General features: G+C 69.2%; 11 protein-coding genes. 9 read left to right on the top strand and 2 right to left on the bottom strand.

What is annotated here, in order from left to right; all coding sequences use genetic code 11:
• Positions 1-178 precede the first annotated feature (178 nt).
• Positions 179-1,498: an MFS transporter gene (locus NVS89_RS11570; protein WP_258732904.1), complete on the top strand. Its 1,320-nt coding sequence runs from the start codon at positions 179-181 to the stop codon at positions 1,496-1,498.
• Positions 1,499-1,546: 48 nt separating this feature from the next.
• On the opposite strand, the gene NVS89_RS11565 is transcribed toward NVS89_RS11570, so the two are convergent.
• On the bottom strand, positions 1,547-2,044 hold the full coding sequence (locus tag NVS89_RS11565; protein WP_258732903.1) for a flavin reductase family protein: 498 nt from the start codon (positions 2,042-2,044) through the stop codon (positions 1,547-1,549).
• A gap of 318 nt (positions 2,045-2,362) precedes the next feature.
• Here NVS89_RS11565 and NVS89_RS11560 point away from each other — a divergent pair, with 318 nt between their 5' ends.
• Complete coding sequence (locus tag NVS89_RS11560) at positions 2,363-3,850, top strand: aldehyde dehydrogenase family protein (protein WP_258732902.1); 1,488 nt, start codon at positions 2,363-2,365, stop codon at positions 3,848-3,850.
• A 7-nt stretch (positions 3,851-3,857) separates the two neighbouring features.
• Here NVS89_RS11560 and NVS89_RS11555 read toward each other — a convergent pair whose 3' ends face one another.
• Positions 3,858-5,036, bottom strand: coding sequence for an MFS transporter (locus NVS89_RS11555; protein ID WP_258732901.1), 1,179 nt, complete (start codon positions 5,034-5,036; stop codon positions 3,858-3,860).
• Between the two features lie 358 nt (positions 5,037-5,394).
• On the opposite strand from NVS89_RS11555, the gene NVS89_RS11550 reads away from it, so the two are divergent.
• From NVS89_RS11550 to NVS89_RS11520, 7 genes are all read left to right on the top strand, one after another.
• A complete protein-coding gene (locus tag NVS89_RS11550; protein WP_258732900.1) occupies positions 5,395-6,990 on the top strand; it encodes a GMC family oxidoreductase in 1,596 nt (531 codons plus the stop codon).
• Between the two features lie 222 nt (positions 6,991-7,212).
• Entirely contained in the window at positions 7,213-8,382 is a 1,170-nt protein-coding gene (locus NVS89_RS11545) for an ABC transporter substrate-binding protein (RefSeq protein WP_258732899.1), read from the top strand.
• A gap of 64 nt (positions 8,383-8,446) precedes the next feature.
• Entirely contained in the window at positions 8,447-9,292 is an 846-nt protein-coding gene (locus NVS89_RS11540; protein WP_374114561.1) for an ABC transporter permease, read from the top strand.
• A 29-nt stretch (positions 9,293-9,321) separates the two neighbouring features.
• Positions 9,322-10,116, top strand: coding sequence for an ABC transporter permease (locus tag NVS89_RS11535; protein WP_258732897.1), 795 nt, complete (start codon positions 9,322-9,324; stop codon positions 10,114-10,116).
• Positions 10,113-11,207, top strand: a complete 1,095-nt coding sequence (locus NVS89_RS11530) for an ABC transporter ATP-binding protein (protein ID WP_258732896.1) — start codon at positions 10,113-10,115, stop codon at positions 11,205-11,207. The genes NVS89_RS11535 and NVS89_RS11530 overlap by 4 nt, the downstream gene beginning before the upstream one ends.
• A gap of 247 nt (positions 11,208-11,454) precedes the next feature.
• Positions 11,455-12,558, top strand: a complete 1,104-nt coding sequence (locus NVS89_RS11525; protein WP_258732895.1) for an LLM class flavin-dependent oxidoreductase — start codon at positions 11,455-11,457, stop codon at positions 12,556-12,558.
• Entirely contained in the window at positions 12,555-14,126 is a 1,572-nt protein-coding gene (locus NVS89_RS11520; protein ID WP_258732894.1) for an FAD-dependent oxidoreductase, read from the top strand. The genes NVS89_RS11525 and NVS89_RS11520 overlap by 4 nt, the downstream gene beginning before the upstream one ends.
• Positions 14,127-14,131 lie beyond the last annotated feature (5 nt).

Raw genomic sequence — 14,131 nt, 5'->3', positions numbered from 1 at the left:
TATCGGATCGCTGTAGGCATAGCTGCACCGCAGCAATCGAAATATCAAGTCTGGCATACCACGTCGAAGTGTCGCATCCCCCTCGGGGGCCGGGGGTGATAACCGTGTCGGACGGAATCGGAATGCCCGCATAGGCATCTTGATAAGAGTTATATTTATTCCAGTTTCGGTAAGATCTATGACGACATCGACCTCTACGCTTACGCACGATCCGCGGCGAATTCATGCGCATGACGATGATGTGCATCCGGGCGAGATCGCGGTCGGCGTTCTCATCGGTCGCGCCTCGGAGTTCTTCGACTTCTTCGTCTACGCCATCGCCTCCGTGGTGGTGTTTCCGAAGCTGGTCTTCCCCTTCGTCGATCCCCTGACGGGCACGCTCTATTCCTTCGGGATCTTCGCGCTGGCGTTCGTCGCGCGGCCCTTCGGCACGACGCTTTTCATGGCGATCGACCGGCAGCACGGGCGCGGCGCCAAGCTCATTTCGGCGCTTTTCCTGCTCGGCACCTCGACCGTGGTGATCGCCTTCCTGCCCTCCTATGACAGCCTGGGCCCGGCGGTGATCTGGCTGCTCGCGGCGCTGCGCATCGGCCAGGGCATCGCCTGGGGCGGCACCTGGGACGGGCTCGCCCCGCTCCTCGCGATCACCGCGCCGGAGGGACGGCGGGGCTGGTTCGCAATGTTGCCGCAGCTCGGCGCGCCGATCGGCCTCATCATCGCCAGTGCGCTGTTTGCCTTCTTCCTCGGCAGCCTCACCGCGGCCGACTTCCTCAGCTGGGGCTGGCGCTACCCGTTCTTCGTCGCCTTCGCCATCAACGTGGTGGCGCTGTTCGCGCGGCTGCGCATGGCGGTGACGCCCGAATACAAGAAGCTGTTCGAGAGCGGCGACCTGGAGCCGCAGCGCGTGTCGGACACGGTGCGCGCCGAGGGCAAGGGCATCCTGGTGGGCGCCTTCGCGCCGCTCGCCACCTTCGCGCTGTTCCACATGGTGACGGTGTTCCCGCTGTCCTGGGTGTTCCTGTTCACCCCGGAGCGGCCGACCCGCTTCCTGCTGATCGAGGCGATGGCGGCGTTCTGCGGCCTGATCGCGGTCGTCGTCTCCGGCACGGTGGCCGACCGCATCGGGCGGCGCACGCTGCTCGGCGGCTCGGCGCTGGCAATCGCCATCTTCAGCGGCTTCGCGCCGCTGCTGCTGGCCGGCGGCGTGGTCGGCGAGACGGTGTTCATGGTGCTCGCCTTCAGCCTGCTCGGGATCTCGTTCGGCCAGTCCTCGGGCGTGGTGGCGACCAACTTCGCGCCCCGCTTCCGCTACACCGCCTCGGCGCTGACCAACGATCTCGCCTGGCTGTTCGGCGCCGGCTTCGCGCCGCTGGTGGCGCTGCTGCTCTCCAGCCATTTCGGGCTCGGGGCCTCGGGCGCCTACCTGCTCTCGGGCGCGCTGTGCACGCTGCTGGCGCTGCGGTTCAACCGCAATCTGGAACTGGCCGCGGCCGGCTGAGCCGCCCGCGCCCCCGGCCGGCCTGATGCGTCAGGCCGGCTTGGCGCATCAGGCCCGCATGCGCGAGCCCAGCGTGTCGAACTGCCCGCCGGCATAGATCAGCGGGTGGAGCGGGCCGTCGGGCAGGACGATATCCACCACGCTGCCCAGGAAGATGGTGTGCGTGTGCACCGACATGCGCTCGGTCAGCACGCAGTCGAAGCTCGCCAGCGCGCTGGCCAGCGCCGGCGCGCCGGTCGAGAGCGGGCGCCATTCATGCGTGCTGAAGCGCAGGTGCCGGTCCCGGCCGGAGCTGAACGCCTTGGCGAGCTCGAGGTCGGGCTCGGCCAGCAGGTTCACGCAGAACGAGCCGGACTTGTCGATCACGTCGTGGCAGGACACCGAGCGGTTGACGCAGACCAGCAGGGTCGGCGTCGGATCGGCGGCGACCGAGGTCACGGATGTGGCGACGAAGCCGTGCGGCTGGCCGTCCTCGCAGGTGGTGATCACCGACACGCCGGCGGCGAGGCGCCGCATGCCGTGCTTGAAATGGACTGGATCGATCATGGCGAACTCCGCTTCGCGGCCCGCGCGGGCACGTTGCCGCCGGGACCGCAAGTCGCGTGCCACGTCGCGATCGCACGCAGTTGCGGGCCGTAGAGGGTCCCTGTCTCGGCACCGGCTGCGACAAGTGTCGCTGAACTGAGACGGCCGCCGGCGCCGGCGGAGACGCTTCGCCGGGGCGCGGAACAATCGGAAAATCGAGCAGCCACGTCGGGTTAACCCGCGCGCACCGGGCGTGCGCCGGGGCCGGGCGCGCGCGACCTGGGGGTGGCATATCTCTTGCGGACCTCCCCGCATCCCTTTCGGACCGAAAGTACCGCCATGACCATCAATGTAGACGTCACCGCCAATGTCGTCGGGGGCCTTCCCAAGCAGCTCCTGATCGATGGCAAGTTCGTCCCCGCCCTGTCGGGCCGGACCTTCGAGACCCGCAACCCGGCGACGGGCGAGCTGCTGGCCAACGTCGCCGAGGGCGACGCCGCCGACATCGACCTCGCCGTCGCCGCCGCGCGGCGCGCCTTCACCGGGCCGTGGAGCCGCTTCACCCCGTTCGAGCGCCAGCAATGCCTGCTGCGCTTCGCCGACCTGGTCGAGAAGCACTTCGAATCGCTGGCCCTGATCGACGTGCTCGACATGGGTGCGCCCATCACCTCGATGCATGCGCGCCGCCAGCGCGCGCTCGGCCTGCCGCGCTTCTATGCCGGCATGTGCACGGTGATCCAGGGCGGCACGCTGCCGAACTCCTTCCCGGGCGAGGTGTTTTCCTACACGCTCAAGGAGCCGGTCGGCGTGGTGGGCGCCATCACCCCGTGGAACGCGCCGCTGACCTCGACCATCTGGAAGATCGGCCCGGTGCTGGCGACCGGCTGCACCATGGTGCTCAAGCCCGCCGAGGACGCGCCGCTGACCGCGCTGCGCCTCGGCGAACTGCTGCTCGAGGCCGGCGTGCCGGAAGGCGTCGTCAACATCGTGCCCGGCTTCGGCGACAAGGCGGGCGCCGCGCTCGCCCGCCACATGGACGTCGACAAGGTCGCCTTCACCGGCTCCGACATCACCGGCCGCAAGGTCATCGAGGCCTCGAAGGGCAACATCAAGCGGGTGACGCTGGAGCTCGGCGGCAAGTCGCCGGACGTCATCTTCGCCGATTGCGACATGGACGCGGCCGTCGCCGGCGCCGGCATGGGCGTGTTCGCCAATACCGGGCAGATCTGCTGCGCCGGCACGCGGCTCCTGGTGCAGCGCCCGATCTACCAGGAGTTCGTCGCGCGGGTGAGCGACTATGCGAAGTCGCTCAAGGTCGGCAACGGACTCGACCCGGCGACCCAGATCGGCCCGGTGGTGAACGCCAAGCAGCTCGACCGCGTCAGCGACTACATGGAGATCGGCCTCGGCGAGGGCGCGACCGCCACCACCGGCGGGCGGCGCCTGACCGAGGGCGCCCTGAAGGACGGCTTCTTCTTCGAGCCGACCGTGCTGAGCCGCGTGGACAACACCATGCGCGTCGCCCGCGAGGAGATCTTCGGCCCGGTGGCCGCGGCCATCCCCTTCGACACGCTGGAGGAAGCGGCCACGATCGCCAACGACACGGTGTTCGGGCTCGGCGGCGGCGTGTGGACCAGCAGCGTCACCACCGCCCACCGCATGGCCAAGGCGATCCGCACCGGCACGGTGTGGGTGAACACCTATGGCGGCCTCGACCCGGTGGTCCCGTTCGGCGGCTACAAGACCAGCGGCTACGGGCGCGAGTCCGGCACCGAGCATCTCGACGCCTATCTCGAGACCAAGGCGGTGGTGATGAAGCTCGCCTGAGGGCGGGTCACTTTCGCAGGTTGCGCGGGATGATCCAGCGCACCAGCGCCGTGATGACCAGCGCGCCGCCGATCAGCATGACGAAGGCGGCGCGCATGCCCTGCGTATGGGCGACGAAGCCGACCAGCGGCGGCCCGAACAGGCCGCCGCCATAGGCGATGGTCACGGTCATGGCGATGCCGGCGGTCGGCGCCACTCCCGGCATCCGGCCGCTGAGTGAGAACAGGATCGGCACCATGTTGGCGATGCCGAACCCCGCCACCGCGAAGCCGGGCAGGGCGATCAGCGCCGTGGGCGCCAGCACGATGGCGGCGATGCCGATGATGGCGATCACCGCCGAGACCCGGATCGTCGCCACCTCGCCGTAGCGATGCACGATCCGGTCGCCGCGGAAGCGCCCGATCGCCATGGCGAGCGAGAACGCCGCCACGCCATAGGCCGCCTGCGCCGGCGGGGAGCCGGTGACCTGCACCAGATACAGCGCGCCCCAGTCGATCAGCGCCAGCTCGACGATGAAGGCAAGCACGGTGAGCACGCCGAGGCCGATGATGGTCCGGCTCGGAAGCTGGAACACCGAGGTGCTGTGCGCCTCGCGCACATGGGCTTCGGGAAGCCACAGCCAGGACGAGGCGATCGCGGCGATCGCGATCAGCAGCAGGCTGGCGATGCCGAGCCCGGCGGGTATGCCGAGCCCGGCGCCGATCAGCGCGCCGCCGATCAGCGCCCCCGACACGTTGCCGACGCTGAAGAAGGCGTGGGCGGACGACATGATGGGCCAGCCGAGTTCGCGCTCGAGCGCGGAGACATGGGCGTTGATGCACACGTCGAGGAAACCGAAGCTCAGCCCGATGAGATAGGCCGCGCCCATCAGCAGCGGCATCGACCAGCCCAGCCCCGGCGCGCATATGGCGGCGGCGAAGGCGAGGCCCGCCAGCGCGCCGGAGCGGATCGGCCCGAGGCGCGGGCGCAGCACGCCGGCCGCCGGCATGCCGCACAGGCAGCCGAGCGAGACGCAGAGCAGCACCATGCCGATCTGCGCGTCGTCAAGCCCGGCCCGCACCTTCAGCAGCGGGATGAAGGTCGCCCACACCGTCAGTCCGGCGCCACCCACGAAGAAGATGGCCGACGCGGCCAGACGCGACGCAGCCAGCGCGCGTTCCTCGCGCGTGGCGGAATACTCAATCATGCACGTTCCCAACCGATCTCGACGACGGCGCCGCCGCCTGCCATGCGCCTGCCCCGGCACGATGCGTGCCATTCGACCGCCCGGGCGGCGTCGGCCCCGCATCAACGCCAGCGGCCGGCGAACCGCAACAGGCGCGGGGCGTTCGCGGCAAATTATGCCCGGCGGTCCGCAGAAAACGGGCCGGCCGGGCGATCGGGACCACGCAGGACGTCTCGCCGTTGCGCGGCGTGTCGCAGAATCTCAGGCGTGGCTTGAGAAAGCGGGCGCGCCCCGGCGCGAAACCGCGCCGCCGGTCGCGGACCGGGACTTGCTAGCGGGTCCCGCGCGGCGCGATCGCGCCCGTGGCAGGGAGAGCGGCATGTACGACTATGTGATCGTCGGCGGCGGATCGGCCGGCTGCGTGCTGGCGGCCCGGCTGTCGGAGGACCCGGCCGTCTCGGTGCTGCTGCTGGAGGAGGGGCCGCGCGACCTGTTCCCCTCCATCCACCTGCCGGCGATGGTCTACCGCACCGCCACCGGCAGTCTCCTGCAGCGCATCGCCTGGGAGCCGGCCAACGGGGCGTCGTCCGGCACGCCGGCGCCGCACATGGTGCAGGCGCGCGTGCTCGGCGGCGGCAGCTCGGTCAACGCGATGGTGTATGTGCGCGGCATTCCCTCCGATTTCGACGGCTGGGCGGCGCAGGGCGCGACGGGCTGGGACTATGCCGGCGTGCTGCCGTTCTTCCGCAGGGCGGAGAGCAACGACACCTTCTCCGACGCCGCGCACGGCACGGACGGCCCGCTCTGGGTGTCGAGCCAGCCCTCGCCGCACCCGCTCGCCAAGGCGTGGCTGAAGGCGTGCCAGGAGTTCGGCATCCCTCCGACCGCCGACTTCAATGCCGGGATGCAGACCGGCTGCGGCCTCTACCAGATCACCGCGCGCGACGGGCGACGCGCCTCGAGCGCCGTCACCTACCTCAAGCCGGCACGGCGCCGGCCGAACCTCACCGTGCGCACCGGTTGCCGGGCGACGCGCATCCTCCTCGACAAGGGGCGGGCGCGGGGCGTCGAGTACCTCGCGCGCGGGCGGCGGCGCGAGGTCGCGCAGGCCTCGCGCGAGGTGATCCTCTCGGCCGGCGCCCTGCAGTCGCCGCGCCTGCTGCTGCAGTCCGGCATCGGGCCGGCCGACCATCTGCGCCGGGTCGGCGTGGAGGTACAGCAGGAGCTTCCTGGCGTCGGGCGCGGCCTTCAGGATCACATGGACGTCTACATCGTCCACGAGCTCGACGGGATCGAGAGCTACGACGCCTATCGGCGGCTCGACCGCAAGCTGATGGCGGGGCTGCAATGGCTGCTGTTCCGGCGCGGCCCGCTGTGCTCCAACCTGATCGAGGCGGGTGCGTTCTGGTGGGGCGACGCGCAGAGCGCCGAGCCCAACCTGCAGTTCCATTTCCTGCCCGGCACCGGGATCGAGGAGGGCGTGGCGACGGCGCGCGGCTGCGGTTCGACGCTGAACATCTGCCTCACCCGCCCGCGTTCGCGCGGCGTGGTCGAGCTGACCTCGGCCGATCCGCTCGCCCCGCTCAGGGTGGCGCCGAACTATTTCGCCGAGCCCTACGACCTCGACTGCATGGCCGAGGGGGTGCGGCTCGGGCAGGAGATCATGGCGCAGCCCTCCATGGCCGGCCGGCTGGCGTGCGAGCAGCTGCCCGGGCGGGTGCTGCGCACGGTGGAGGAGCGGCGGGAATATGTGAGGGAGCGCGCGCAGGGGGCGCTGCACCCGGTCGGCACCTGCCGGATCGGCACCGACGACGACGCGGTGGTCGATCCGCAGCTCCGGCTGCGCGGCATCGTCGGCCTCAGGGTCGCCGACGCCTCGGTGATGCCCTCCGTCCCCTCGGGCAACACCAATGCCTGCGCCATCATGATCGGCGAGAAGGCGGCCGAGCTGATCCGCGGCGCCCCCGCGCCCTGACGCTGCGGCGCTGTCGCGGCGCCTTGCCGGTCGCGATTTCTCGTTTCCGCCGCGGCCTGAGATTCCCTGCGACAGGACGCGCCCATCCGCCACTGCCGATATTTCTAAGGGATTGATATTTATCAAGGATATTTCAGAAAATCGCAGTGGCACACCTCTTGCTGTCACCTCCCCCCGGAAGTCCGCGGCTCCATCACGCACAAAACCAACCAGGGGAACAGCATGGTCGATACGCCTCACGGGCGCCCGTTCGGGAGCCCCAACATATTCCGCAACGACGTCCTGTCCCGTCGCGGCTTCCTCGGCACGAGCCTGGCGCTCGGCGCAGGGGCGACGCTCGGCAGCTGGCCGGGCCCGATGCCCGCGCAGGCCGCGGTCGGCGGCGACCTGAAGATCATGGCGTGGGAGGGCTTCACGCTCGACAACGAGCTGAAGGGCTGGCGCGAGGCGAACAACGTCCAGGTCGATGCGGCGATCATCAGCACGCAGGACGACGTCCACGCCAAGCTGATCGGCGGCAGCCCGGTGCGGCTCGACCTCGCCGAGTATTCGCAGGGCTTCGAGCACTTCTATGTCGACGAGCTGAAGATCGTGAAGCCGCTCGACATCGCCAAGGTGCCGAACTTCACGCCCGAGAACATCCAGCCCGAATTCTACAACGCGCCGACCTGGTACTGGAACGACACCCACTACGCCATTCCGTGGGTCTGGGGCCTCAACGCGCTGGTCTACAATCCGGAGATGACCCAGCCCATCAAGTCCTACAAGGACCTGCTGGCGCCGGAGCTCAAGGGCAAGCTGACCTTCTGCGACGACACCATCGCCACCTGGCCGATGATCGCGCGCATCGCCGGGCTGGGGCCGAAATTCCCGAACCTCACCAAGGACGAGATGAAGACGGCCTTCGAGGGCCTCGGTCCCTATCGCGACCAGTGCCGCGTTTTCGGCTCCTCCAATGGCGACGTGATCTCGCTGTTCTCCTCCAAGGAGATCGCCGCCTGCTTCTGCGTGTGGAGCGGCACGCCGGTGGAGACCGCCAAGCGCGGCGTGAAGACCATCTACGCGGTGCCGGAGGAAGGCGCGGTGATGTGGTGCGACGCGTGGTTCATGCCGATCAGCGCGCAGAACATGGACACCGGCTACGCCTTCATGAACGAGGCCATCAGCGCCAAGGTGCAGGCCGAGGTCTGCAAGGCGGTGACGGGCGGCGCGGTGAACAAGCACGCGCCGGAGCTGATGGACGCCCATACGCGCGCGTTGTTCGACTACAGCGACCTCCAGCAGGTGTTCAAGAAGTCGCCGCTGCAGGGCCAGCCGCCGCGCACCTCCGACGTCTACGCCACCTATGACGAGTGGACGCAGGCCTGGACCGACTTCAAGTCCTCGTTCTGATCAGGCCGAACCGCGACCAGAGGAGACCGTGCCGGAGATGCTGAAGGGAAGTCGGCGTGAGGCAATGGGATTGGCGCTCGTCACTCCCTCCTTCCTTTTTCTGCTCGTGTTCTTCATCGTCCCGGCAGCTCTCCTGTTCGTCTGCAGCTTCTGGTTGGCCCACTCGTTCCGGCTGATCCCGGCCTTCAGCTTCGACAATTACAGCCGGGCGCTCTCAGCGTCCGGCTTCTACGTGCTGACCTGGAACGCGCTCAAGAACGGCCTGTGCACGGCGGCGTTCACCGTCGCGCTCAGCTTTCCCACCGCCTATTTCATCGTCTACCGCACGCGCGGAAACCTGCTGTTCTACCTGATCCTGGTGTCCTGGTTCTCCAGCTATCTGGTGCGCATCTACGCCTGGCGCGTGATCCTGGGTTCGAACGGGCTGATCAACACCACGCTGATGCAGCTCGGGCTGATCGACCACCCGATCGAGGTGCTGCTGTTCAGCCCCTTCGCGACCATCCTCACCCTGATCCACATCATGCTGCCCTTCGGGCTGCTGCTGCTGGTCTCGGCGCTGCGCGACGTGCGGCGCGAATATATCGAGGCCGCGCGCGACCTCGGCGCCAGCCCGTTCGAGGTGCTGACCCGGGTGATGCTGCCCATGTGCTACAAGGGCATCATCGGCGCCTTCATGTTCACCTTCGTCATCTCGGCGGGGGACTTCGTGACGCCGCAGCTCCTGGGCGGACGCGAGGGGATGACGACCGGCATCCTCATCGCCAACCAGTTCCGCTCCTCCGGCAACTGGCCGTTCGGCGCCGCCATGGCCTTCCTCCTGCTCGCGGCCTTCCTGCTGGTCTACTTCGTCTTCGTGCGGCTGTTGCACCTGCTGCGGCTCGCCCCGGGGCGCCGTTTCCACGATTGATCCGCGACGTTCCGGCCCACGGAGGTCTCATGCTGAGAATCTATGTCTGGCTCTACGTGGCGTTCCTCTACGCGCCGATCGCGATCATCACGCTGTTCAGCTTCCACAGCTCGCCGAGCCTGACCTTCCCGTTCGAGGGCTTCAGCCTGCGCTGGTACGCGCGGATCTTCACCAACACGACCTTCATGGATTCGCTGTGGAACAGCATCCTGGTCGGCACCGCCACCGCCGCCACCACCACCGTGCTCGGCTCGCTCACCGCGCTCGGCCTGGCCCGGCTGAAGGGGCGCGTGCAGACGCTGTTCGGGCTGCTCTCCTTCGGGCCGGTGGCGCTGCCGGGCCTGTTCCTCGGCATCGCGCTGGTGATGCTGTTCTCGCAGATCGGCCTCGCGCGGTCGCTGTTCACCGTGACCATCGCGCATGTGCTGTTCACGCTGCCGTTCTTCCTCGAGGCGGTGCGCTCGCGGATCGAGTATTTCGACCTTTCGCTCGAGGAGGCCGCGCGCGATCTCGGCGCCACGCCGGCGCAGGCGTTCCGGCTGGTCACGCTGCCGATCATCGGCCCGACCATCGGCGGCGCGGCGATCCTCTCCTTCGCCCTGTCCTTCGACGAATTCATCATCACCGTCTTCGTCAGCGGCAACAACACGACGCTGCCGCTGACCATCTGGTCGATGATGCGCCGCGCCGTCAGCCCGGACATCAACGCGGCGTCGGTCCTCTCCCTCTCGCTGTCGATCGGCATCATCCTGCTCGGCGGACTGCTGGTCTGGTACCAGCGGCGATCGGCCCTGAACGCTCGTGCCAAGGACATCCAGGAATGACCGCTTCCAACATCGTCGAGCTCTACGGCGTCACCAAGGCCTTCGGCGCGCTCACGGTCCTGCACGACATCGATCTCAACATCGTCGAGGGTGAGATTCTCACCCTTCTCGGCCCCTCCGGTTGCGGCAAGACCACGCTGATGCGCATCATCGCCGGCTTCGAGCCGACGACGCACGGGCGGGTCATCATCAAGGGCGCGGACGTCTCCAACCTGCCGCCCGACCGGCGGCCGGTGAACATGGTGTTCCAGCGCTACGCGTTGTTTCCCCATCTCGACGTGTTCGACAACGTCGCCTTCGGCCTCCGGCTGAAGAAATGGCCGAAGGACCGCATCCGCGAGGTGGTGCGGAACATGCTGCAGCTGGTGCAGCTCGGCGACTACGGCAACCGCTGGATCCACGAATTGTCGGGCGGCCAGGCGCAGCGCGTCGCGCTGGCGCGCGCACTCGTCAACTCGCCCTCGGTGCTGCTGCTCGACGAGCCGCTCGCCGCGCTCGACCTGAAGATCCGCCACCACATGCTGGCCGAGCTCAAGCGCATCCACCAGGAGACCGGGACCACCTTCATCTATGTGACGCACGACCAGGACGAGGCGACCATCCTCTCGGACCGGATCGTGCTGATGAATGGGGGCCGCATCGAGCAGATCGGCACGCCGGAGGAGATGTATGCCCATCCACGCTCGCTGTTCTGCGCCCGCTTCCTCGGCGAGACCAACATCCTCGACGGCGCGGTGCGGGCCTGCGAGAGCGAGGTGACCTATGTCGACCTCGGCACGGGCACGGTGAAGGTGCCGACCAACGGCACCGCGCTCGCGGTCGGCCAGAAGGTCTCGCTCGCCATCCGGCCCGAGGCGCTGCAGGTGTGCCGGCGCGCCCAGCCCGCCGCGACGGAGGGTGACGCCAACGCGCTGGAAGGCACGGTCGAGGACGTCGTCTTCATGGGCAGCCGGGTGCTCTATTCGATCCGCACCCCGGTCGAGACGCTCAAGTACCAGGCCACCCGCTCGGTCGACGGCGTCATGCTGGCCCAGGGCGAGGAGGTGCGCGCCTGCTGGCGGCCGGAGGCGGCGGTGCTGCTCACCCACTGACGGCGCCGGCGGTCTCACGCAGGAGAAACGTCTCATCGCGCCGGCGTCTCACGGGTGCCGTACCGGAATCCCTCGATCGATCTACCTCTCTGATTCAAAGCACTTTTTTCCGCTGGCACGGCGCTTGCGCCAGAGAGGCAGGCGGCGCGCAAGGCCGCAGGGGACGCCCCGGCGGGGCCGTCATTGGTGACACAACAGCGATGGGGCCGGTCCGCGCCGGGCCGGGAATCGCGCCAGGGAGAGGCAGATGGATCTCGGGCTTTTCATGCAACCGCTTCACAACCCGGAGCGGAGCATCACCGACATGCTGGCCGAGGACCGCCAGGCGGCCATTCTCGCCGACAAGCTCGGCTATGCCGAGGTCTGGGTCGGGGAGCACTACTCGTCCAGCATCGAGCCCATCGTGAACCCGCTCCAGTTCTTCGCCTCGCTGATCGACGTGACGGCGAATATCAAGTTCGCGACCGGCGTGCTGGCGCTGCCCCAGCACCATCCCGCCAAGATCGCCGGCGACGTGGCGCAGTTCGACCATCTGAGCCGGGGGCGGCTCATCATGGGCATCGGCCCGGGCGGGCTCGCCAGCGATTTCGAGCTGTTCGGCATCATGGACAAGAACCGCGCCGACATGCTGGTCGATTCGATCGACATCATCCATCGGATCTGGGCCTCGGACGCGCCCTACGACATCAAGGGCAAGTACTGGCACGTCAAGATCGAGGAGACCGTGGTGCCCAAGCTCGGCTTCGGCCCGATGGCCAAGCCCTACCAGAAGCCCTATCCGGAGGTCGCCATCTCGGCGATGACGCCCAATTCCGGCAGCGCCCGGCAGGCGGGCCTGCACGGCTGGGGCTTCGCCTCGGCCAACTTCATCCAGGACTGCTGGGTGAAGTCGCACTGGGAGCAGTACGTCATCGGCTCGGAGCAGGCGGGCCGCAAGCCGGACCGCAAGAAGTGGCGCGTGGCCCGCTCGATCCTCGTCACCGGCACCGATGCCGAGGCGGCCGAGTATCTGGCGAGCGAGGGCAACGCCTATCGCTGGTACTACGACTTCGTGCTCGACGACATGCGCACCTACGACATCCTGCCGGTGCTGAAGCGCGACCCCTCGATGAGCGACGCGGAGGTGACGCTGAAATACTGCATGGACACGATGATCATCGCCGGCTCGCCCGCGAGCGTGCTCGATCAGCTGGTGGCGCTGGTCGACTATCTCGGCGGGCCGTTCGGCACGCTGCTGCAGGGCTTCAAGGAATGGGACAAGCCGGCGCTGCAGCAGAACTCGATGCGCCTGCTGGCGCAGGACGTGATGCCGAAGCTGCGCGACTACTGCGCCTCGAAGGCCGCCGCATGACGATCGTTGGCGCGGGGGCCAGAGCCGGGATGCCGGAAGCCGCGATCGCGGCCTTCCGCGCAGGCCCGCGCGCCACTTCCCCGCGCGCCACTTCCCCGCGCGCCACTTCCCCGCGCACCGCCCACGCCGCGTTCGCCACGACGGGGGAGGAACGGCTTCCGGGCGGACGCTTTCCCTCCTGGTGGCTGAACGAGGCGCTGGAGAGCGAGGGGCCGGTGCGTCCCTGCCCGACGCTGTCCGGCATGGTGCGCACCGACATCGCCATCGTCGGTGGCGGCTTCACCGGGCTGTGGGCGGCGCTGGCGCTGCGCGAGCGCCGGCCCGACCTGTCGGTGACGCTGATCGAGCGCGAGATCTGCGGTGCCGGCGCCAGCGGCAAGAATGCGGGCAAGGTCCACGGCTACTGGTCGTCGCTGCCGCGCCTCGCCCGGCTGCTGGGGCCCGACGACGCCTGGGAGATGGCGCGCCTCGGCTCGTGCGCGCAGGCGGCGATCCGTGCCTTCGCCCGGGATTGCGGGCATGACCTGTGGTGGCGCGAGGGCGGCGGGCTCAAGGTCTCCGCCGCGCCGGCGCAGGACCGCGCCGTCACGGAGGCGGCGCGTGCCATGGCCGCCCTCGGCGCCGGGCACCAGGCGCGCCTGCTCTCGCACGCCGAGGTCGCCGGCATCTGCGAGGCGCCGGCGTTCCGGGCCGGCATCTACTATCCCGAGGAGGCGACGGTCCACCCGGCGCGGCTGGTGCGGGCGCTGTGCGCGGCGGCGCTGGCGGCGGGCGTGCAGATCCACGAGCACACGCCGATGACCGGGCTCGACCGCGCCGCGCCCAGCCGGATCTCCACGCCCGGCGGCGAGATCGTCGCCGATGCGGTGATCCTCGCGAGCAATGTCGGCCAGCTCGGGCAGGACGAGCTTGCCCGCCGCTTCATGGCGTTCTCCAGCTACGCGATGATGACCGGGCCGGCGCCCGAGCGGCTCGCCGGCATCGGCTGGACATCGGACATCAGCATCGTCGATGCGCGCTCCTTCCTGCACTATTTCCGCCGCACCCCCGACGGGCGCGTGCTGATGGGCTCCGGCTCCGGACCGATCGCCTATGGCGGCCATGTCGAGGCCGCGGCGATGACCGGCGACGCGGCCTCCTTCACGCGCACCGCGCGCGGCCTCGCCCGCCTGCTGCCAGCGCTGGCGGACGTGCCGGTGGCCGGGCGCTGGGGCGGGGCCATCGACGTGTCGTCCGACCGCTTCCCCTTCGCCGGGCTGCTGGAGCGCGGGCGCGTCGCCTACGGGCTCGGCTATTCCGGGCACGGGGTCAATCCGAGCTGGATCATCGGCCAGTGCCTCGCCTCGCTGGTGCTGGGGCAGGCCGACGAATGGACCCGCTCGCCCTTCTGCGCCCGCCGGCTGCCGGCACTGCCGCCCGAGCCGGCGCGCTATCTCGCCGGCTGCGCCATAAGGCGGGCCATCCTCGCCTGCGAGGATGCGGAGGAGGAGGGGCGGGCCCCACCGGCCGCCGCCCGCGCCATCGCCGCGCTGCCGCGCCTGCTCAATCTCACGATCGGAACGCGTTGACGGAG

Source organism: Ancylobacter mangrovi, from assembly GCF_024752355.1.
Classification (GTDB): domain Bacteria; phylum Pseudomonadota; class Alphaproteobacteria; order Rhizobiales; family Xanthobacteraceae; genus Ancylobacter; species Ancylobacter mangrovi.
The sequence above is the reverse complement of the archived record's forward strand: the minus strand, read 5'-3'. Positions and strand labels throughout refer to the sequence as shown.

Excerpts from the sequence above, each read along its gene's own strand:
- NVS89_RS11545 (WP_258732899.1), top strand. The coding sequence starts at position 7,213 with ATGGTCGATACGCCTCACGGGCGCCCGTTCGGGAGCCCCAACATATTC.
- NVS89_RS11520 (WP_258732894.1), top strand. The coding sequence starts at position 12,555 with ATGACGATCGTTGGCGCGGGGGCCAGAGCCGGGATGCCGGAAGCCGCG.
- NVS89_RS11565 (WP_258732903.1), bottom strand. The coding sequence starts at position 2,044 with ATGATCGATCCAGTCCATTTCAAGCACGGCATGCGGCGCCTCGCCGCC.
- NVS89_RS11535 (WP_258732897.1), top strand. The coding sequence starts at position 9,322 with ATGCTGAGAATCTATGTCTGGCTCTACGTGGCGTTCCTCTACGCGCCG.
- NVS89_RS11555 (WP_258732901.1), bottom strand. The coding sequence starts at position 5,036 with ATGATTGAGTATTCCGCCACGCGCGAGGAACGCGCGCTGGCTGCGTCG.
- NVS89_RS11550 (WP_258732900.1), top strand. The coding sequence starts at position 5,395 with ATGTACGACTATGTGATCGTCGGCGGCGGATCGGCCGGCTGCGTGCTG.
- NVS89_RS11570 (WP_258732904.1), top strand. The coding sequence starts at position 179 with ATGACGACATCGACCTCTACGCTTACGCACGATCCGCGGCGAATTCAT.
- NVS89_RS11530 (WP_258732896.1), top strand. The coding sequence starts at position 10,113 with ATGACCGCTTCCAACATCGTCGAGCTCTACGGCGTCACCAAGGCCTTC.
- NVS89_RS11525 (WP_258732895.1), top strand. The coding sequence starts at position 11,455 with ATGGATCTCGGGCTTTTCATGCAACCGCTTCACAACCCGGAGCGGAGC.
- NVS89_RS11560 (WP_258732902.1), top strand. The coding sequence starts at position 2,363 with ATGACCATCAATGTAGACGTCACCGCCAATGTCGTCGGGGGCCTTCCC.
- NVS89_RS11540 (WP_374114561.1), top strand. The coding sequence starts at position 8,447 with ATGGGATTGGCGCTCGTCACTCCCTCCTTCCTTTTTCTGCTCGTGTTC.